21 protein-coding genes are annotated in these 18778 nt (G+C 71.0%); 7 read left to right on the top strand and 14 right to left on the bottom strand.

The annotated features are described in order from the left end of the window. Positions 1–240: 240 nt before the first annotated feature. Positions 241–1293, top strand: coding sequence for a hypothetical protein (locus I2501_RS02030; RefSeq protein ID WP_196191994.1), 1053 nt, complete (start codon positions 241–243; stop codon positions 1291–1293). A 109-nt stretch (positions 1294–1402) separates the two neighbouring features. Here I2501_RS02030 and I2501_RS02025 read toward each other — a convergent pair whose 3' ends face one another. Next, positions 1403–2794, bottom strand: a complete 1392-nt coding sequence (locus I2501_RS02025) for a lipase family protein (protein ID WP_196191993.1) — start codon at positions 2792–2794, stop codon at positions 1403–1405. 166 nt (positions 2795–2960) lie between these two features. Between I2501_RS02025 and I2501_RS02020 the strand changes: the two genes are divergently transcribed. Beyond that, positions 2961–3416, top strand: a complete 456-nt coding sequence (locus tag I2501_RS02020) for a VOC family protein (RefSeq protein WP_196191992.1) — start codon at positions 2961–2963, stop codon at positions 3414–3416. Between the two features lie 4 nt (positions 3417–3420). Here I2501_RS02020 and I2501_RS02015 read toward each other — a convergent pair whose 3' ends face one another. Both I2501_RS02015 and map read right to left on the bottom strand, forming a co-directional pair. Continuing rightward, positions 3421–3735 (bottom strand): hypothetical protein, encoded by a 315-nt coding sequence (locus I2501_RS02015; RefSeq protein ID WP_196191991.1) that lies wholly within the window; start codon positions 3733–3735, stop codon positions 3421–3423. Positions 3736–3976: 241 nt separating this feature from the next. After that, positions 3977–4744 (bottom strand): type I methionyl aminopeptidase, encoded by a 768-nt coding sequence (gene map / locus I2501_RS02010; protein ID WP_196191990.1) that lies wholly within the window; start codon positions 4742–4744, stop codon positions 3977–3979. A 105-nt stretch (positions 4745–4849) separates the two neighbouring features. Here map and I2501_RS02005 point away from each other — a divergent pair, with 105 nt between their 5' ends. Next, entirely contained in the window at positions 4850–5122 is a 273-nt protein-coding gene (locus I2501_RS02005) for a helix-turn-helix domain-containing protein (RefSeq protein ID WP_196191989.1), read from the top strand. Positions 5123–5138: 16 nt separating this feature from the next. Here I2501_RS02005 and I2501_RS02000 read toward each other — a convergent pair whose 3' ends face one another. Then, positions 5139–5975 (bottom strand): alpha/beta fold hydrolase, encoded by an 837-nt coding sequence (locus I2501_RS02000; RefSeq protein ID WP_196191988.1) that lies wholly within the window; start codon positions 5973–5975, stop codon positions 5139–5141. A 52-nt stretch (positions 5976–6027) separates the two neighbouring features. Between I2501_RS02000 and I2501_RS01995 the strand changes: the two genes are divergently transcribed. After that, positions 6028–6654, top strand: a complete 627-nt coding sequence (locus I2501_RS01995; protein WP_196191987.1) for a TetR/AcrR family transcriptional regulator — start codon at positions 6028–6030, stop codon at positions 6652–6654. A gap of 58 nt (positions 6655–6712) precedes the next feature. On the opposite strand, the gene I2501_RS01990 is transcribed toward I2501_RS01995, so the two are convergent. Beyond that, entirely contained in the window at positions 6713–7765 is a 1053-nt protein-coding gene (locus I2501_RS01990) for an NAD(P)-dependent alcohol dehydrogenase (RefSeq protein ID WP_196191986.1), read from the bottom strand. A gap of 101 nt (positions 7766–7866) precedes the next feature. On the opposite strand from I2501_RS01990, the gene I2501_RS01985 reads away from it, so the two are divergent. Then, positions 7867–8796 (top strand): helix-turn-helix domain-containing protein, encoded by a 930-nt coding sequence (locus tag I2501_RS01985; protein WP_196191985.1) that lies wholly within the window; start codon positions 7867–7869, stop codon positions 8794–8796. A gap of 194 nt (positions 8797–8990) precedes the next feature. After that, positions 8991–9233, top strand: a complete 243-nt coding sequence (locus I2501_RS01980; RefSeq protein WP_196191984.1) for a hypothetical protein — start codon at positions 8991–8993, stop codon at positions 9231–9233. Between the two features lie 7 nt (positions 9234–9240). On the opposite strand, the gene I2501_RS01975 is transcribed toward I2501_RS01980, so the two are convergent. The 9 genes from I2501_RS01975 to I2501_RS01935 form a co-directional block, all read right to left on the bottom strand. Next, positions 9241–10332 (bottom strand): Rossmann-fold NAD(P)-binding domain-containing protein, encoded by a 1092-nt coding sequence (locus I2501_RS01975; protein ID WP_196191983.1) that lies wholly within the window; start codon positions 10330–10332, stop codon positions 9241–9243. Between the two features lie 84 nt (positions 10333–10416). Beyond that, entirely contained in the window at positions 10417–11199 is a 783-nt protein-coding gene (locus I2501_RS01970) for a dioxygenase family protein (RefSeq protein WP_196191982.1), read from the bottom strand. A gap of 104 nt (positions 11200–11303) precedes the next feature. Continuing rightward, positions 11304–11972: a CBS domain-containing protein gene (locus tag I2501_RS01965; protein ID WP_236045727.1), complete on the bottom strand. Its 669-nt coding sequence runs from the start codon at positions 11970–11972 to the stop codon at positions 11304–11306. 53 nt (positions 11973–12025) lie between these two features. Continuing rightward, positions 12026–13477 carry an MBL fold metallo-hydrolase RNA specificity domain-containing protein gene (locus tag I2501_RS01960; protein ID WP_196191981.1) on the bottom strand — a complete coding sequence of 484 codons (1452 nt, stop codon included), beginning with the start codon at positions 13475–13477 and terminating at the stop codon, positions 12026–12028. A gap of 156 nt (positions 13478–13633) precedes the next feature. Then, the gene (locus I2501_RS01955; RefSeq protein ID WP_196191980.1) at positions 13634–14869 is read right to left on the bottom strand and encodes a styrene monooxygenase/indole monooxygenase family protein; all 1236 of its coding nucleotides are present in this window, start codon (positions 14867–14869) and stop codon (positions 13634–13636) included. 85 nt (positions 14870–14954) lie between these two features. After that, positions 14955–15647, bottom strand: a complete 693-nt coding sequence (locus tag I2501_RS01950; RefSeq protein WP_328806152.1) for a GTP-binding protein — start codon at positions 15645–15647, stop codon at positions 14955–14957. Continuing rightward, on the bottom strand, positions 15634–16041 hold the full coding sequence (locus I2501_RS01945) for a DUF742 domain-containing protein (protein ID WP_196191979.1): 408 nt from the start codon (positions 16039–16041) through the stop codon (positions 15634–15636). The genes I2501_RS01950 and I2501_RS01945 overlap by 14 nt, the downstream gene beginning before the upstream one ends. Further along, positions 16038–16448 carry a roadblock/LC7 domain-containing protein gene (locus tag I2501_RS01940; protein WP_196191978.1) on the bottom strand — a complete coding sequence of 137 codons (411 nt, stop codon included), beginning with the start codon at positions 16446–16448 and terminating at the stop codon, positions 16038–16040. Before I2501_RS01940 ends, I2501_RS01945 begins: the two co-directional genes overlap by 4 nt. Further along, a complete protein-coding gene (locus tag I2501_RS01935; RefSeq protein ID WP_196191977.1) occupies positions 16445–17773 on the bottom strand; it encodes a sensor histidine kinase in 1329 nt (442 codons plus the stop codon). The genes I2501_RS01940 and I2501_RS01935 overlap by 4 nt, the downstream gene beginning before the upstream one ends. A gap of 531 nt (positions 17774–18304) precedes the next feature. Here I2501_RS01935 and I2501_RS01930 point away from each other — a divergent pair. Next, on the top strand, positions 18305–18778 hold the full coding sequence (locus tag I2501_RS01930) for a GNAT family N-acetyltransferase (protein ID WP_196191976.1): 474 nt from the start codon (positions 18305–18307) through the stop codon (positions 18776–18778).

The following is an 18778-nucleotide window of genomic DNA, read 5'->3' as shown; positions in this document are numbered from 1 at the left end:
CCGAAAGGGCGCTGACGGCCCTGTCGTTCGTGAACATCCGTCAAGACAACTGTGAAACTGTGAATGTTCACGTTCTGCTCGCCCACCTGTACGACCACACCCACTTCCTGTGGGTTCGCATGCTCAGCACCTTCACAGTGTTCTCCCAGCCCGGTTCCAGGTTGTTGTCACCACGTCAAGTGGTAGCCCAGCATGCTCCCTGTCCCCCATCGCAGCAGTCGTCACAGGGAGGAAATCCTCGTGTTCTCGACCGCCCGCTCCACCCGTCCCACGACGCGTCGCGCCTTCGGCCTCGTCGCCGCCGGAGCGACCGTGGTGCTCGCCGCGTCCATGTCGGCGCTCCCCGCCAACGCCGCCCCCAAGCAGGACTCCGGCGCGGCGGCCCCCGCCGCCGCCATGGCCGCGCACATCGCGCAGCTGGCCCAGAACGGCCGCACCGTCACCGTGCACATGGGTGGCAAGACCTACCACGTGCAGCTGAACAAGCCGACCGGTGTCATGCCGATGAACCACCACGGCGTCAAGACCGCGGGCCACGCGTCCCCCACGGACACCAACGCCACGGTGTACCCGCCCACCACCTCCACCAGCGGCCTGAACTACGGTGGCGGCCCGCTGGAGACCCCCTCTCCCACGGTCTACCTCGACTTCTGGGGTAACCAGTGGGACAGCGACTCCAACGGTGTCCAGCAGTACATGCAGAACCTCTTCAACGGCCTCGGCGCCTCCGGTGACACCTGGTCCACCGTCACCAGCCAGTACACCGACGGCAGCGGCAACGCGCCGACCTTCAACGGCTCGGTCCTCGGCGGCACCTGGACCGACGACGGCTCGGCCGCTCCGGCCGCTCCGTCCCAGGCGCAGATCGCGGCCGAGGCCGACAACGCCGCCTCGCACTTCGGCGTCTCCGGTCCGGGCGTGGACATCTTCGTGATGAGCCCGAGCGGCACCCAGCCGGACGGCTTCCCGAACGCGGGCTTCTGTGCCTGGCACGACTGGGATGGCAACGTCGCGTACACCAACATGCCGTACGTCCTGGACGCCGGTTCCAGCTGTGGCGCGAGCTCGGTGCAGAACCAGCTGGACGGCTTCAGCATTGTCGGTGGCCACGAGTACGCCGAGGCCACGACGGACCCGGAGCCGTCGAGCGGCTACGTCGACTCCAACGGCGAGGAGATCGGTGACCTCTGCGCCTGGGACAACGACCAGACGGTCAACTTCTCCACCGGCACCTTCGCGATGCAGCCGCTCTACTCGAACGCGGACAACGGCTGCGTCTTCTCCTCGCAGTGAGCGAGTGAAGCGGTAATGCAGTACAGCGGTAAGGCAGTAGAGCGGTAAAGCAACAAAGCGACTGTGCCCACGGACCCCTCGGGTCCGTGGGCACAGTCACACAGCAGGGTCAGCTGGTCGGCACCTCCGGCGCGAGCGAGTTGCCCGCGGGGATCGAGCCGCAGTCGGACGGGGCCGTCCGGCCCGCGAACCGGTCGGCCAGCCAGCCGATCGCGGTGGGCGCCCAGGCGACGGCCGTGCCGACATGGCTCAGCAGGTCGTACTGCTGGAACTTGATGGCGGGGTCACCGGTCGCGCAGTACTGCCGGGCGAGCGCGCGCACGTCTCCCGCGACCATCACGCCGTCACCCGTGCCGATACCGGCCACGTTGCTGAACGTCCCCTCGAAGACGCCGCCGTCGCCCTGGCCAATGAAGCCGGGAACGGTCGGTGTGCCGGCGGAACCGAGGTTGATCCGGTTCACCGCGCCCACGAACGCGGGCACCGAGTCGGGGTCCGCGTACTGCGGCTTGGCCATCTGTTTCCAGGTCAGCCCCGGGTAGTGGCCCAGCGCGTCCACGATCGACGCGTTCTGCAGGTCGTTGTAGACCTTCTGGCCGTAGGGGCTCATGTACTGCTCGAGGTCCAGGCCGTACGACCGGGCGACCCCGATCAGCGCCATCGGGATGACGCCGCTCCACACCAGCGAGCCGTCGACGTACTTGAGGTTGTGCGCCGGGTCGACGAGCAGGCCGCCCTCGGCGAAGCCGACCAGCTTCCGGTTCACCTCCGGCGCGTACGTCGGCGCCATGGCGGCGGCCCAGTCGGTGGCGATCGCGCCGCCGGAGTAGCCCATCAGCCCGAACCGCGTGTCGGCGTCCAGCCCGGTGCCCTCGGCCCGGGTGGCGGCGCGGATCGAGTCGAGCGTGGTCGCGCCGTACTCCGGACCGGCGGCGAAGTCGGCGGTCTGACCCTCGGTGTCCGGGATGACCAGGTTGTAGCCCTGGAGCAGCAGCGGGACCAGCAGGACCGCCTCGGCGTTGGGGATCACCCCGCCCAGCGTCACGTCACCGGCGATCGCACGGGACGGGCTGTCCGCCGGGTCGAGCGAGTCGTAGAACGACTGGTACGACACCGCCCGGGTCCGATCACCCGTCAGACTCCGCACCACCGAGGTCACGTTGGCCGTCGGACGGCCCTGCGCGTCGACCGTGCGGTAGAGCAGCTGGATCACCTGGAGCGGCGTGGGGATCCCGAGCAGGTGGTACTGGAGCGTCCGCTCCTTGAGCACCGTCCCCGGCGCGAACGAGCCGAGCGGCGTGCTGCCGTCGTAGCTGTAGAACGAGTCGTCAGCTGCGGCCGTGCGGACGGCATGCGCAGCCACGGCGGCCCCGACGGACGGCGTGGACGCCGTGGACGCCGTCGGCGCGGCAGCCGCTTCGGCGGTGGCGGCCGGAGCGACGGCGGCGGTCATCACGGCGGCAACGGCGGTGGCCAGGAGCCGAGCGGCGTGTCTGGACATGGGTGGTCCCCCAAGAGCGTGAAACGGATCACAGATGGACCTGACGCCGGAGTAAGTTACCTCCTGGTAAAGCCCGTGCCCAGGGGTTGCGCAGCACAAGTTTTGTCACGTGTTCACATAGCTGCTCCCCATCGGTTTTGTCAGTGGTGTCTGCAAGGCTCCGGTCATGGAGATGACGCTGCAGCTGACGATCGACTGCGCCGACCCGCAACGACTGGTGGCGTTCTGGAGCGAGGCGCTGGGGTACGTGCCCGAGCCTCCGCCAGGCGACCATGCCACCTGGCGCGCGTACTGGACGGCCATCGGGGTTCCCGACGAGGAGTTGCCCGACGGCGCGGGCGACACGCCGGAGTCGATCGTGGACCCGGCCGGGCAGGGTCCACGCGTGTGGTTCCAGCAGGTCCCGGAGTCCAAGACCACCAAGAACCGGATCCACCTCGACCTGAAGGTGGGCGGCGGACGGGGCGTGCCCATCGCGGTCCGAAGAGAGCGCGTCGACGCGACCGTGGAGCGCGTGGTCGCGTCGGGCGCTCGCGTGGTCCGCGTCGCGGACTCGCCGGACGCGGACCACTACGGCGTGGTGCTGCAGGACCCGGAGGGCAACGAGTTCTGCATCGTCTAGTGGTCTAGGCGTCCGCAGCCGAAGTCGCCACGGCGGCCACGGTCACATCCGTCACGTCGACCACCCTCAGGAGCTTGGCCCGCACCCGCTCCGCGTGCTCGACCGGCACCCGCACCTCGACTCGGCCTCGGACGCCGGACGAGTCCGCCGTCGCATAGGAGAGCGCGAGCACCTGATGCGCGCTCAGGACCGCTGCCAGACGGCCGAGCAGGCCTCGCGACGGCACGACCGTCGCGGTCAACAGCGACGACGCGGCGGCAGGGGCGGTGCGGAGGGTGGGGTCTTCCAGGATGGGGGCTTCGAGGGTGTCGACCGGCACGGGATGCTCCAGATTCCGTCGGGGCCCGTGGATGTCCGGGCCAAAAGAAAAGACCTCCCGGAGGGTGCGGGAGGTCTGCGTGCGGCTGGTTCGGTCGGTCCGGTGGGACTCACTCCGACAGCGGCACGCTGAAGCGAATAATGAGGGCCAGGCTCATGTGGCCAGCATGGCACTCTTCCCCTACAGCGGGACGAACCGTCTCATCCTGTGAACATCACCTCGAAAGCCCCCTGCCCGCCCGTCAGTCGAGCCGGGTCAGGACGCGGGGGCCGTCCTCGGTGATCGCGATGGTGTGTTCGGAGTGCGCGCCGTTCGAGCCGTCGGCGATGCGCAGGGTCCAGCCGTCCTCGTCGACGCGCAGTTCGTCCGAGCTGGCCGACCACCAGGGTTCGATGGCCAGCGTCATACCGGGCCGAAGCTTGAGGCCGCGCCCTGGGCGGCCCTTGTTCGGGACGTGCGGGTCCTCGTGCATGGTGCGACCGAGGCCGTGGCCGCCGAACTGCAGGTTGACCGGGTACCCGTGCGAAGCCGCGACCGCGCCGATCGCCGCCGAGATGTCTCCGATGCGGGCGCCAGGGACGGCGGCGGCGATGCCCGCGTCCAGCGCGGTCCGCGTGGACTCGATCAGCCGGGCGTCCTGCTCGCGGGGCGTGCCGACGAGAACCGTGACGGCGGAGTCCGCGACCCAGCCGTCGATGGACACGGCGAAGTCCAGGCTGAGCACGTCGCCGTCGCGCAGCACGTGGGCGCGCGGACGGCCGTGCAGCACGGCGTCGTTGACGGACAGACAGATGACGTTGCGGAACGGCCCGCTGCCGAACGACGGGGCGTAGTCCCAGTAGCAGGAGACCGCGCCGCGTTCCTCGACGCGCCGACGCGCGCGCTGCTCCAGGTCGAGCAGGTTCACCCCGGGGCGGGCCAGGGCCGACAGTTCGGCCAGTGTCTCGGCCACGAAGCGGCCGGTCACCGCCATCTTGTCGATCACCTCGGCGGTCTTCAGCTCGATCACAGTTCTCCTCGTGGACGTCGGCATGGACGTCGGTATTTAAATACCTTCCCCGTCGTCGGGGAGCCTAACACAGCTCGGTATTCAAATACCGGCTACGATGACGCCATGGTCCGCATCCCCCTCACACCCGAACAGGTCGAGGCAGGCAGACGCCTGGGCACGCTGCTGCGCGAGGCCCGCGCCGGACGCGATCCGGAGCTGATCGCCCGGACCGCGGGCATCTCCCCGGAGACCCTGCGCAAGATCGAGGCCGGCCGCATGCCGAGCCCCGGCTTCGGCACCATCGTCGGCCTCTGCGAAGCCCTGCATCTCCCCATCCAGGCCGCCGCCCAGATCTGGCTCGCACCGACGCAGGCGGAGGAACAGCTGGCCGGTTAGTCCCAGCCCGTCGAGCTCAGCGTGACGAGGTCAGGAACTCTCCGATCTCACGCGCCACGACCTCGGGCTCGTCCAGCATCGACAGCACGTAGGCGTCGGGCACTTCGGCGTACCGTCCGGCCGGGAGCAGCTGCGCCAGGCGACGGCCGTGCTCGGGCGGCATCACGCGGTTGCTCGGGGACCACAGGACGAGCGCCCGGCCGGTGAACCCGCGCAGCGCCTCGGTGTTCCGTACCAGCTCCTGCTTGTCGAGCGGCCCGGTGCAGTAGGCACGTAGATCACGCCGGACGCCGGGATCCCTGAGCAGCGGCTCGGTCCAGCCGCGGACCAGCTCGTCCGGCACGGGCCGCCGGGCCATCTGCCCGAACAGCATCGGCAGCCGGCGCAGCGGGCCGATACGCAACTGGCGGGCGGCGAACGCCAGTCCGCCGGGGATCCGGGCGGCCAGGGTCGCCAACTTGCCGGGCAGCCCGGGGGGGAAGTTGTCGAACGCCTCGCAGGGGAGGATCACCTGCCGGGTGACGCGCTGGTCGCGCCCGTGTGCGGTGAGGAACAGCGCCCCGCCCCAGTCGGAGTGAACCAGCGTCACGTCCTCCAGGTCGAGCGCGTCCAGGAAGTCGGCGACCAGGTGGACCTGTCCGCGCAAGGTGAGGTCGGCACCCGGCCTCATGGGCCGCCGATGTGACCCCAGCGGCAGCACCGGCCGGAGGTAGGTGAATCCCGGCGGCAGCAGCGGCAGTACCCGGTCCCACACCGTGTGGTCCATCAGCAGCCCGTGAAGCAGGACGACCGGCGGTCCGGACCCGGCCACGTCGTATTCGATGACACCCGCTGGAAGCTCGACATCCCGCACGACAACCTCCACTAGAACAATCTCTCTAGAGAGACCGTTCTAGCATGGGCACATGAAGACTGACGAGAGGATCGCGCTGGCGATGGCGGAGCTCCTGCGAAAGCAGGGCTACGGCGCCACGGGGATCAACCAGCTCGCCCGCGCGGCCGGCGCCCCGACCGGCTCGATCTACCACCACTTCAAGGGCGGCAAGCGCGAGGTCGCCGCGGCCGCGCTCCGGCAGACCGGCGCCGCCTACATCCAGCTGCTGCCCCTGCTGCTCGACGCCCACGCCGATCTCGCGGTCGCGATCGAGGCGGCGTTCGCCGCAGCCGCCGAGGACATGGAGAACACGGGCTGGGCCAACATGTGCCCGGTCGGCACCGTCACCGCCGAGGTCGCGGACACCGAGCCCACCCTGCGCGAGGTCGCCGCGGAGGTGATGGGCACCTGGATCGACGAGGGCAGCCGTTATCTCACCACCCGTGGCCTGTCCGAGACGGACTCCCGCAGCGTCATCTTCGCCATTCTGACCGCGATCGAAGGCGCCTTCGTCCTCGCCCGCGGCCTCCGCTCCGCCGAACCCTTTCTGGCGGCCGGACGCTCGGTCGCGGCCTACGTCGCCTCGCTGGAACGAGCGGAACGAGCCGCACGAGCCGCAGGAGCTCCAGGAGCGGCCCGAGCCCGGGCGAAGGCCTGAAGACACGCCAAGGGCCGGGCGCGCGAATCGCGCCCGGCCCTTGATCAGGTACTGCGGGTCAGATCGTGGCGGTGTCGATCACGAAGCGGTAGCGCACGTCGCTGTTGAGGACGCGCTCGTAGGCCTCGTTGACCTGCTCGGCCCGGATGACCTCGATCTCCGCGCCGATGCCGTGCTCCGCGCAGAAGTCCAGCATCTCCTGGGTCTCCGGGAGACCGCCGATCATGGAGCCGGCCAGCGTCTTATTGCCGCCGATCAGCGAGAAGACCCCGACAGGGACCGGCACCGGCGGCGCGCCGACCTGGACCATCGCGCCGTTCGGCTTGAGCAGCTGGAGGTAGGCGTTGAGGTCGAGCTCCGCCGAGACCGTGTTGACGATCAGGTCGAAGGTGCCCGCCAGCTTCTCGAAGGTCTCCGGGTCGCTGGTGGCGTAGTAGTGGTCCGCACCGAGCTTGAGGCCCTCCTCACGCTTGCGCAGCGACTGCGACAGCACGGTCACCTCGGCACCCTTGGCGTGGGCGATCTTGACGCCCATGTGCCCGAGGCCGCCCAGGCCGACGACGGCGACCTTCTTGCCCGGGCCCGCGCCGAAGCGGGCGAGCGGCGAGTAGGTGGTGATGCCCGCGCACAGCAGCGGCGCGGCGGCGTCCAGCGGGATGCCCTCGGGGATCTTCAGCGCGAAGCGCTCGGTCACCACGACCTGCTTGGCGTACCCGCCGTAGGTGGGCTCACCGTCGCGACCGACGGAGTTGTACGTGCCGGTCGAGCCACCGGGGCCGGAGCAGAACTGCTCGAACCCGGCGCGGCACTGCTCGCACTCGCCGCAGGAGTCCACCAGACAGCCGACGCCGACGCGGTCGCCGACCTGGTGCCGGGTGACGGCGGAGCCGACCGCGGCGACGGTGCCCGCGATCTCGTGGCCGGGCACCATCGGGAAGATCGCCGGGCCCCAGTCCTCGTTGACCTGGTGGATGTCGGAGTGGCAGATGCCGGCGAAGGCGATGTCGATCAGGATGTCGTGCGGGCCGAGCTCGCGGCGCGGCACGGTGGTGCGCTCCAGCGGGGCCTTGGCGGAGGGAGCGGCGTACGCGGGGATGGTGCTCGTCGTCATGGTCACCAGCCTGCCGGTCGTACGTACAGGGAGCCAGGCCCCTCTCGAACGTACGTCTGCGGTTCCTACCACCAGCAGGGTCACCCTCATACTTGAGTGTCATGACGTCCGACCCCGCTTCCCTCGATCCGCGCAGCGAGCTCAGCGAGTTCCTGCGGACCCGCCGCGCCCGCCTGCAGCCGGAGGAGGTGGGCCTCCCCTACTTCGGCGCGCGCCGCCGCGTCCCGGGCCTACGACGGGAGGAGCTGGCGCAGCTGGCGGGCGTCAGCGTCGCGTACTACACGCGGCTGGAGCAGGGGAACGCCCACAACGTCTCAGCCTCGGTGCTGGAGGCGATCGCGGACGCGCTCCGGCTGAACCCCGCCGAGCGCAAGCACCTCGACCACCTCGTCAAGCCGGCGCGGCAGCGCGCTCGCGCGGTGCCGACGCGCCCGCAGCGCGTCCGCCCGCAGCTCCAGTTCCTGCTGGACTCGATGGACACCGTCCCGGCGTACATCCTGGGCCGACGCTGCGAGCTGCTGGCGTGGAACCGGATGGCCTGCGCGCTGCTGGGCGCCCTCGGCGCGCTGCCGCCGGAGCAGCGGAACTTCGCGTGGATGGTCTTCATGGACCCGGCCGCCCACGAGTTCTACGACGACTGGGAGAGCAAGGCCCGCGACGTGGTCTCCTGCCTGCGGATGGACGCGGGCCGCACCCCGGACGACCCGAAACTGGCCGCGCTGATCGGCGAACTGTCGGTGAAGAGCCCCGAGTTCCGGCAGTGGTGGGCGGCGCACGACGTGCGCAGCACCGGCCCGTGCCAGAAGGAGCTGCACCACCCGGTCGTGGGGCGGCTCAGCCTGGCGTTCGAGGCGATGGTCCTGCCCGCCGACCCCGACCAGCAGCTGATCACCTACGCGGCCGAGCCCGGCTCCGCCTCGGCGGAGTCGCTCCGGCTGCTGGCCAGCTGGGCGGCCGAGCCGAACCCGGGCCAGGGCCCGGGCGCGATGACCGAAGGTACGCGCCCCGAGCAGGCCCGCACGGCTGATTGAGCCCGCCGACAGCGGCACCGCGCCGGGTCCACCGCAGGCCCACGCCGGTCCCACGGCGGGATCATTTCCCTCATCTGCGGACCAAAGTTCCCGACCCCATTGCCACAGGTGCCTGACCACGGTGTTAACTATGGCCAACGCCGGAGCGGCCCGCATGAATGTTCGTGGGCGCTGTACCAGTGAAGGACGGTCGCATGCATCCGCAGATGTCACCCCTCCACGCTGTCGCCCTGTACACGGTGCTGACCCTGGCCGTGCTCTGGACCGCCGTGGGCGTACGTGCCGTCTGGCTCGCCACCTTCCGCCCGTGGGCCGTCGGCGGCAGCGCGATCGGGCTCGACCCGGCCGAGCAGGTCGCGCTGAGCCGCACCGAGCGCCGCGCCTTCGTGGCCATAGCGAACCAGCTCAACCGCAGCGACGCGTACACCAGCGTCTGACGCTCGGTCAGCCCGCGTCCTGCTCCCCCTCGACGGACCGTGCCGCGTCTGTGGACCGTGCCGCGTGCGCCGCGAGCAGCGCCTGCTCGTGCTCCGGCGAGAGGCCGGCCGCGCGGTCGCCGAAGGTCCGGTACTCCTCGAAGGCCTCCGACTCGCCGCCCGGCGCGAGCAGCCACGCCGCGGTGTCCCGCACCGACTCGACCACGGGACGGCAGCGCAGGCCGGCGGCCAGCGCCTTCGCGCAGGACGCGTCCCAGACGGCCGCCGCCTCGGGCACCGGTGGCACCCACAGCGGAGCCTCCGTCCAGGGCTCGACGCCGTGGTCGACGAAGAGCTGGTCGTCCACGTAGACCAGCTCGGCCTTGCCGCCGGTCGCCTCGACGCAGGCGTCGAGGTAGTCGCCCCAGGTGCCGTTGTCGGGCGCGCCGGGGACCAGGTAGTCCTCGACCTCGTCGCGCGGCCCGTCCGCGAGCAGGTCCAGCCCGAACGCGGCGAGGTCGCGGACGTCGATCACCCGCACCGGACGGTCCGGGGCGCCGGGGACCGCCATCGGGCCGCCCTGGGCCGCACGGCGCAGCCAGGCCGTGGTGCGCCGGGCCCGGTCGTGCGGGCCGACGATCAAGCCCGGCTGGAGCACGACCACGCGGCCGGGGAAGTTCTCCCGGACCGCCTTCTCGCAGCCGTCCTTGAGCCAGCCGTAGCTGACGCCGCCGTCGGGGCCGTCGTCGGGACCGGCGTCGGCCAGGCCGCCGTGACGCGGCGAGGACTCGTCCGTCGGCTCGGCGGGGTAGCCGGGATAGACGTTGATCGTGGAGACGAAGAGGTACGCGTCCGCGTGACCGGCCAGCGCGGCAACGGACTTGGCCACCTCACGCGGGACGTAGCCGCAGACGTCCACGACCGCGTCGTACGGCCCGGCGGCGGCGAGCGCCGCCAGGTCGGCAGCGTTCTCGCGGTCCCCGCGCAGCGACCGGACGCCGGGAGGGTCGTCCTGGGACCTGCCCCGGTTGAAGACCGTCACCTCCCACCCGCGCCGCACGGCGTCCTCCGCGAACGCACGGCCGGCGAAGACCGATCCACCGATCACCAGAAGTCTCATGCCCAGAAGTCCCATGCCCAGGAGTCTTCACGTCCGGGCGGGCGCGGTGAAGCCGAGTGCGCGCTCGGCGAACAAAAGTAGCTGTCAGCCGAACTGGAGGGAGCGCTTCGACATGCCCATCCAGAACCCGTCGATCACGCTGCGCTGGCTGCGCAGCTCGGATTCGGCCGCGCCGAGGGTGACGAAGAGCGGCGCGAAGTGCTCGGTGCGCGGGTGGGCGAGCTGTCCGGCGGGGGCCTTGCGCTCGAAGTCGAGCAGCGCGTCGATGTCCTGGGCGTGGAGGGCGCGGTGTCCCCAGTCGTCGAACTCAGCCATGATCGAGTGCACCGAGCCGTCCTGGGTGAGGGCCCGCAGGTTGTGGGTGAAGAACCCGCTGCCGACGATCAGCACGCCCTCGTCGCGCAGCGGCGCGAGCTTGCGGCCGATCTCCATCAGTGCGCGCGGGTCGAGGGTGGGCATGGAGACCTGGAGCACGGGGATGTCGGCGTCCGGGTACATCTCGACCAGCGGCACGTACGCGCCGTGGTCCAGGCCCCGGTCCGGGATGTCCTGGACGGGGGTCCCGGGGGCGCGCAGCAGCTTACGCACGCTCTCGGCCAGTTCGGGTGCGCCGGGAGCGGCGTAGCTGACCTCGTAGTAGTGCTGCGGGAAGCCCCAGAAGTCGTAGACCAGCGGCACCGTCGTGGTCGCGCCGATGGCGAGCGGCGCCTCCTCCCAGTGCGCGGAAATCATCAGGATCGCCGTGGGCCGCGGCAGGTCCGCCGCCCATGCGGCGAGCTGGCCGGTCCACAGGGCGTCGTCGGCGAGCGGCGGCGCGCCGTGGCCGAGGTAGAGGGCGGGCATCCGCGCGGGGGTGGCCGTGGTCATCGTGCTGCTCCTGGAGAGAGGTCGCCAGTAGTTCAAATCTGAACTTCACTCTACTCTGAGGTTCAGATTTGAACAACCACTCGCCCGGGTCAGCCTCCGTCGGGTCAGCCTCCGTCCGTTGCCGGAGTCAGGGCGAAGCTGACGTCCACGACGCCGTCGACACCGCTCACCGTCCGGCCGACCTGCGGAATCAGGGACGAGTCCGGCAACCGGCCGCCGACCGTGACCACGCCCCCGTCGATGTCGAGCGTCAGCCCTCCCACGGCCTCCGGCCCGAGAGCACGGACGAGGGCGGAGCCGATCTCCTCGGCGAGAGCCGCGTCGTCGCGCAGGAAGACCGTGAGCAGATCCGCGCGGCTGACGATGCCGAGCAGCGTGCCGTCCTCGTCCACGACCGGGAGTCGCTTGACGCGTCGGCGGATCATGGCGCGGGCCGCGGCGGCGACGGACGCCTCCGGGCCGATGGTGATGGCCGGGGCGGACATCAGCTCCTCGGCGACCTCGCCGGAGAGGCGGGCGGCCTCGTCCGGGTCGAGCAGGGCGGCGCGCATGCCCAGGGTGCGGCGGCGGTCCGCCTGCTTGAGCAGCAGGTCGGCCTCGGAGACCACGCCCAGCACGTGTCCGGACGAGTCGAGCACCGGGAGTGCGCTGATCCGGCGCTCGTCCATGATCCGGGCCAGCTCCTTGAACGGGGTCCGTGCGGAGGCGGTCACCACGTCGCGGGTCATCACCTCCGCGACGGTCCGGCCCTCCGACTGCTGATGACTCGTCAAACCTGGCTCCCTTGCTGGTGCAGCGAATGTGCTGCGAATGTGCGGCGAATGGTTCAGCGGATCAGGACGCGCTCGCCGGACGTGGGCACGACCGCGTTCCAGCCGAGCTCGCGCTCGATCCGGTCGCGCAGTGCGGCGGAGGCCTGCGGCTCGCCGTGGACGACGTAGACGGTCTTCGGTTCGGGCGCGCCGCGCAGCCAGGCGATCACCTCGTCGGCGTCCGCGTGCGCGGAGAAGCCGCCGATGTCCACGACCTGCGCCCGGACCGGCACGTAGCCGCCGAACATCTTCAGCGAGCGCGCTCCCTCGATCAGGTTCCTGGCCCGGGTTCCCTCGGCGGTGAAGCCGACGATCAGCACCGCGTTGCGCGGATCGGGCAGCACCCGCTCCAGGTGGTGCACGACGCGTCCGCCCGTCGCCATCCCGGACGAGGACACGATGACGCACGGCTTCGTACTGCGTTGGAGCGCCATGGACTCCTCCACGCTGCGGACTGCCGTGAACGGGGCGGGATCCAGCGACGAGGCCAGGTCCGCCTCGCCCTCCGGCCGGAACTGGGGCGAGCGGCGGTCGGCCGCGTCCTGGTAGACCCGCAGGGCGCGCAGCGCCATCGGGCTGTCGACATAGACCGGCACGCTCGCCGACAGGGTGCCGCGACGCCGCATCTCGGCCAGCTCGTGCAGCACCACCTCCGTCCGGTCCACCGCGAACGACGGGATCAGTACCGTGCCGCCCCGCTCCAGCGTCCGCGTGACCGCCTCGGCGAAGCGCGTGCGGCTGGCCGCGTCGTCGTGGCTGCGGTTGCCGTAGGTCGACTCGACCAGGACGGCGTCCGCGCCCGTGAACGGGTCCGGCGGGAGCAGCAGCGGATGCACCGGTCGTCCGAGGTCGCCGCTGAACGCGACCGTGCCGCCGTCCTCCAGGGTCAGATGAGCCCAGCTGGAGCCCAGGATGTGGGCCGCGTGGTGGAGCCGGAGCACCGTGCCCGGCGCGAGCTCGGTGTCGACGCCGAGCTCGGTCGGCCGGAAGAGGGTCAGCACCTCCTCGACGTCCGCCTCGGTGTAGAGGGGCTCGGCCGGGCGGTGCTTGGACCAGCCGTTCTGGTTGGCGTGCTCGGCCTGCTCCTCCTGGAGGTGCGCGCTGTCGCGCAGCACGATCTCCGCGAGGCGGGCGGTGTCGGGCGTGCAGAAGATCGGCCCCCGGAATCCGTCGCGGACCAGGCGCGGCAGGTAGCCGGTGTGGTCCAGATGGGCGTGCGTCACCACGACGGACCTGACGTCCCGGGGATCCAGCGGCAGCTTGCGCCAGTTGCGGCGCCGCAGCTCGGCCTGGCCCTGGAAGAGGCCGCAGTCGACCAGCACCCTGGCGTGGTCGGTCTCCACCATGAACTTGCTACCGGTGACCGTGCCGACTGCGCCGAGGAAGGTCAGCAGGCCAGGCCGAGGCTTCGGTGCGGCCTGCGCGAGGCCACCGTCCGCACCCGCGTCGGTCTGGGGTTCGACCATGGGAGAGCCTCGCCTCGTCGGAAGACCTGTCTCTCCAGACTCACCGACGCGGCAACCGGTCGCCACCCGTGACCCCCGGGACGGGCCTGCGGCAACGCCATGGGCCAGGCCCTCCCCCGCCGGTGGCAGGGAGGAGCCGGGCCCGTGGCGGAGTGCTCAGCCGCTGAGGGAGGCGAGGTACGCGTCGGCCGCGTCCGGGGTGAAGAACCAGTTCGGGAAGTCCGACGGGTTGTCGAAGCCGTTGGCGAAGCGGTCGGCGACACGCTGGATCTGGCCGGCGGCGCCGATCAGGTTCAGCACGTGCTCCGGCGGCGGGGCAAGCATCGCGTTGGTCCACGCGGTGACGTCGCTCGCGGTCTCCGTCCAGAACGTCTCGAAGGCCCGCTCCATGAAGGCGCGGTCGAACGGACCGTCACCGTTGGCGCGGATCGACGCGAGGTAGGAGGCGGCGCACTTGGACGCGGTGTTGGAGCCCTGGCCGGTGATCGGGTCGTTGGCGACCACGACGTCCGCCACGCCCAGGACCACACCTCCGCTGGGCAGTTCGCCGACGGCGCGGCGCACGGTCGGCGCGTAGCGGCCGGCCAGGGTGGCGCGCGCGTCGGTCAGCTCGACGCCGCCGCGGGTGCGCTCGTACTCCCACGGGGTGTAGGTGCGCATCAGGTCGAGGGTCTGGTTGAGGTGCTCCTCCGGCTCCAGGCCGGGCTCGAACACGTCGAGCGGACCGCCGGGTATGCCCTCCCAGAAGAGGATGTCGCACGGACCGGAGTGGGTGAGCGCGGGGATGACGAACAGCTCGCCGACGCCCGGCACCAGGTTGCAGCGGACCGCAGGGAAGTCGTGCTCCGGGCGCGGGCCGAGGCCGTGCACGTAGGAGACGGCGAGGGCGCGCTGCGGCGCGCTGTACGGGGAGCGCTCGGGGTCGCGGGCGAACATCGACACCAGCTCGCCCTTGCCCGCGGCGACCACGGTCAGGTCGTAGCCGCGGACCAGGTAGTCCAGGTCGGAGACGGTGACGCCGTTAATGACCACCTTGCCGCCGCGCTGCGCGAACAGCTCCAGCCAGCCGGGCATCTTGACGCGCTGGTCCACGGACTGGGCGTAGTCGTCGAGATGGCCGACCCAGTCGATGACGCGCGCGGACTCGGGGCCGCTCACCGAGACGCCGAGGCCACGGGCCTTCGGGGCGTCCGCCTCCCAGAGGTTGACGCCGAGTTCACGCTCGATCGCGAGCGAGGTGCGGAACATGCACTGGGTGGACATCACCCGGCCGCCACGCACCTCGTCGGGGGTGCGGTCGGTCATCACGGTGACGTCGTGGCCCTCGCTCTGCGCGCCGAGCGCGAGCTGCAGGCCGGCCTGGCCGGCGCCGACGACGAGGATTCTCGCCAAGATGAGCTCCTGTTGTGCTGGTTGTGCTGGTGAAGTACCCGGCGGGTCGACCGGCCGTCAGTCTCGGTAAAGGTCTGACGGACCGTCAGTACGGCGTGGTCGCCAGGGTGTGCTGGACGAGGGCCGCCAGGGTCCGCGCCGAGGAGGAGCGGGACCGGGCGTCGCAACGGAGCAGCGGCACCGCCGGGTTGAGCGTCAGCGCGTCGCGGACGTCGTTCTCCTCGTACACCGGCGCGCCGTCGAACTCGTTGACGGCGACGATGAACGGCAGGCCACTGCTCTCGAAGTAGTCGATCGCGGGGAAGGCGTCCGCCAGCCGCCGGGTGTCGACCAGGACCACCGCACCGACCGCGCCACGGGCGAGGTCGTCCCACATGAACCAGAAGCGTCGCTGGCCCGGGGCGCCGAAGAGGTAGAGGATCAGGTCGTCGGCGATGTGCAGGCGGCCGAAGTCCATGGCCACCGTGGTGGTGGTCTTGTCGCTGCCCGGAGCCAGTTCGTCGGTCCCGCTGCCCGCGTCAGTCATGATCGCCTCGGTGCGCAGCGGGGTGATCTCGGAGACCGAACCGACCATGGTGGTCTTGCCGACCCCGAAGCCGCCCGCGATCACGATCTTGGCGGAGGTCACCGCCAGCTCGGTCAGCGGGATACCGGGCGTGGACACGGCCGCGTAGGAGACGCCCTGAGCGCCGTAAGCGCCCTGGGTGCCGTAAGCGCCCTGAGCGGCGGGGACGCCGCCGGGCGGGGCGACGTCCGACCGGGTGTCAGGCCAGGTCACGAAGGCCTCCGAGAATTCTTTCGAGCACCACGCGGTTGGGACGGTTGGGGACGCCGATCGGCGAGTTGCCGGAGCCCATGCTCACCGAGGAGCCGTGGACCCGGATGCGCCCGGCGTCCACCAGGTCGCTGACCCAGACGCGGACGACGCCGAGCGGCAGCTTCAGCAGCGCCGACACCTCGGCGATGGAGCGCATCTGACCCTCGCACAGCGCGCAGATCCGCTCCAGCTCGGGCATGACGGACGCGGCCGGTTGCGCCTGCCACGCGGCCTGGACCGGTCTCTGCTCGACGGCCGAGATCAGCGTCTCGACGAGCAGCACCTGGCCGAAACGCGTTCGGCCCCCGGTCAGCGCGTAGGGGCGCACGCGGAGCGAGCGCGCGGGGACAGTCACCGGATCGCCTCCTGGACCTCGGTACGGACGTGCGCGGTGAGGACATGACCGGCCTGGTCGACCAGCCGGGCCATCTGGAAGGCCACGACGCTCAGGTCGCAGTCGGGTGAGGTGTAGGCGGCCAGGCACGCCGTCCGGTCGACGGCCATGAGGATGATCGTGCCCTCGTCCAGCGTGACCACGGTCCGCTTGAGCCTGCCGAGTTGGAGGAGGTGCGTCAGTCCGCTCGCCAGCCCGTTGATCCCGGCGACGAAGGTCGCCAGCTCCTCCACCGGACAGTGCTCGTCGACGGCCACGAGGGGCAGGCCGTCCGTCGAGACCAGAGCCAGCGCGCGCAGGCCGGGTGTGCTGATCAGCACATCACCGAGCAGCCAGCGCAAGCGCTGCTGCGGGGTCGCCTGGGTCATGCCTTGTTGTCCTCCTCGCGCGGGGCTGCGGCCTCGCGCAGTCCGTTCTGGAAGCCGCCGAGGCGGCGGCGGAGCTCTTCGGCTGCGGAGCCGGCGTCCCGGGGAGGACGAGTGGCGGGCTGGGGGCTCGGGTCGTTGGCCTGCGCCAGCTGTCCGCTCTCACCGGGGACGCGCTTGGGCAGCCCGCTGGCGGACGTCGTGGTCGTGCTCGGCGCGGCGGTCGTGCTGGCGGGACCGGCACCCTGGCCGTGTCGGGCGTTGGGGACAGCGGCGAGCATCGGGCCTCCCTGTCGGTAGGTGGCGGCCTGGGCGTCCTCCGGGACCGGGCGTCCGGGCGGGATCTGCTCCATCCCTCCCGTCGCGGCCTGGTGGTGCGCCTCGGCGGGGTCGGCCAACAGCGCGGCGGGCACGGCGACCAGCGCGGTGGTCCCGTCGCCGCTGGCGCTGGTGCGCAGTTGGATCCGCAGGCCGAGACGGCGGGCCAGCAGCGTGACGACGCGCAGGCCGAGGGAGCGGCCGCTGCCGTGGCCGATCTCCTCGCTGTCGCCGTGGTCGGCGAGGGTGTGGTTGACCTGACGCAGCATCGTGTCGGTCATGCCGATGCCGCGGTCGGCGACGGAGACCATCACCTCGCCGCTGTCCAGGTGCCAGGCGGTGACCGTGACCGCCTCGGTGGGCGGGGAGAACGCGGTGCCGTTGTCGAGGAGTTCGGCGAAGACATGGCTGAGGTCGTCGGCGACCTCACCGCGGACGAGAACGGGCGGAAGGGCCGTCAGGTGCACGCGCTCGAAGCGCTCGATCTCGGAGAGGGCGGCGCGCAGCACGTCCAGCAGCTGGGCGGGCGCGCCGGGGCGGCCGGGTCGCTGCTGGTCGCCACTGCCGGCGAGCAGCAGCATGTTCTCGCTGTTGCGGCGCATCCGGGTGGCGAGGTGGTCGAGCTGGTAGAGCTGCTCCAGCCGGACCGAGTCCGACTCGCGCGCCTCCAGGCCCTCCAGGCTGCCGAGCTGGCGCTCCACCAGGACCAGGGAGCGCAGCGCGAGGTTGGCCAGCACTTCGCCGCCCTCGGTCCGGCTGCGGCGGAGCTCCTGGGAGGCGTCGTCCAACTCCTGCACGAGCCGCACGTTGTTCTGCTGCAACTGCGCGTACGCCCGGTCCAGGTCGTCGTAGGCACGCCGCATCTTGTCCATGGCCGCGTTACGGGCGGCCTGTCCACGGCGACGGGCTCTGCGGGTGCGCATCTGCACGACCAGGAGGACCAGGAGCAGGATGACCGCGACCACAGCAGCGGCAGCAGCCAGAGCCGCAGGGGCGTTCAGTGTGGACACGTAACCCCACAGTTCAGCGCAGCAGCTTGCGCGTCAGACAATCAGTTCGAAGGACCTGACCATCACATCATATGGATGATTCCGCATTCCACTCGGTGCCGCTAAGGGCCCGTCAACGCGACAGCACCGCAGGTTGATTCGCCTGTCGATCCGTCGGCTGCGGCTAATTCCGGAAGGCCCTCGCGTCTCAGTCCGCGATACGGGGGCGCGAGTTCCGCACCACGGAAGATCGCGCACGAAGGCCGCGCGGGGCGCCAAATGACCAGCTCAGAACGGGTTTACCGGAGCCCCCTGGCACTCGACCCCCACCCGTGGGGCCCGGCCTGGCACTCCCGCGGGACGGGGGTGCACCGAGCCCACGGCATCCGGGCAGCTCAGGGGTGGGTTTGGTGAAGAAATCGCGCACGGAGCATGCCTTGAGCCCACCCTGCTCAACTTACGCACTGCCATCACACGGGCGCCGAGCGGGAATTGAGGAACAAACAGGTCAAGACGGACAGCGTGCGAGCAGGCTCCCTTAGAATCCCGATCATGGACGCCTGGAAGCTACGGAACGCGTCGGCGACCGACGTCGAACAGGTCGCCGAGCTGCGCGCGGTCGTACTCAGGGGCGACCTGGAGCGGCTCGGCCGCTACGACGCCCGCCGGGTCCGGCAGCGCCTGCGCGAGGGTTTCGACCCCTCGTGCACGCGGATCGTCGAGGTGGACGGCGACTTCGCAGGCTGTGTGGCGCTGCGGCCCGCCGCCGACGCGCACTGGCTGGAGCACTTCTACCTGGCGCCACGGCTGCACGGCCGGGGCATCGGCTCCGGCGTGCTGCGCGTCCTGCTGGACGCCTGCGACCGGACCGGCGCGCGGGTACGGCTGAACGTCCTGCAGGGCAGCCCGGCACGCCGGTTGTACGAGCGCCACGGCTTCCGCGTCGACACCGAGGACCCGGTCGACGTCTTCATGCTGCGCGAGCCGGGGCAAGCCCCTCCGACGGCCCCGACAACGCCGAGGTGA

The sequence above is a fragment of the Streptacidiphilus fuscans genome (assembly GCF_015690355.1).
Taxonomy (GTDB): Bacteria; Actinomycetota; Actinomycetes; order Streptomycetales; family Streptomycetaceae; genus Streptacidiphilus; species Streptacidiphilus fuscans.
This window is presented reverse-complemented; position numbering and strand designations above follow the sequence as displayed.

Excerpts from the sequence above, each read along its gene's own strand:
- I2501_RS02025 (WP_196191993.1), bottom strand. The coding sequence starts at position 2,794 with ATGTCCAGACACGCCGCTCGGCTCCTGGCCACCGCCGTTGCCGCCGTG.
- I2501_RS01930 (WP_196191976.1), top strand. The coding sequence starts at position 18,305 with ATGGACGCCTGGAAGCTACGGAACGCGTCGGCGACCGACGTCGAACAG.
- I2501_RS01970 (WP_196191982.1), bottom strand. The coding sequence starts at position 11,199 with ATGACCACGGCCACCCCCGCGCGGATGCCCGCCCTCTACCTCGGCCAC.
- I2501_RS01995 (WP_196191987.1), top strand. The coding sequence starts at position 6,028 with ATGAAGACTGACGAGAGGATCGCGCTGGCGATGGCGGAGCTCCTGCGA.
- I2501_RS01985 (WP_196191985.1), top strand. The coding sequence starts at position 7,867 with ATGACGTCCGACCCCGCTTCCCTCGATCCGCGCAGCGAGCTCAGCGAG.
- I2501_RS02005 (WP_196191989.1), top strand. The coding sequence starts at position 4,850 with ATGGTCCGCATCCCCCTCACACCCGAACAGGTCGAGGCAGGCAGACGC.
- I2501_RS01940 (WP_196191978.1), bottom strand. The coding sequence starts at position 16,448 with ATGACCCAGGCGACCCCGCAGCAGCGCTTGCGCTGGCTGCTCGGTGAT.
- I2501_RS01990 (WP_196191986.1), bottom strand. The coding sequence starts at position 7,765 with ATGACGACGAGCACCATCCCCGCGTACGCCGCTCCCTCCGCCAAGGCC.
- I2501_RS02020 (WP_196191992.1), top strand. The coding sequence starts at position 2,961 with ATGGAGATGACGCTGCAGCTGACGATCGACTGCGCCGACCCGCAACGA.
- I2501_RS01975 (WP_196191983.1), bottom strand. The coding sequence starts at position 10,332 with ATGAGACTTCTGGTGATCGGTGGATCGGTCTTCGCCGGCCGTGCGTTC.
- I2501_RS01960 (WP_196191981.1), bottom strand. The coding sequence starts at position 13,477 with ATGGTCGAACCCCAGACCGACGCGGGTGCGGACGGTGGCCTCGCGCAG.
- I2501_RS01980 (WP_196191984.1), top strand. The coding sequence starts at position 8,991 with ATGCATCCGCAGATGTCACCCCTCCACGCTGTCGCCCTGTACACGGTG.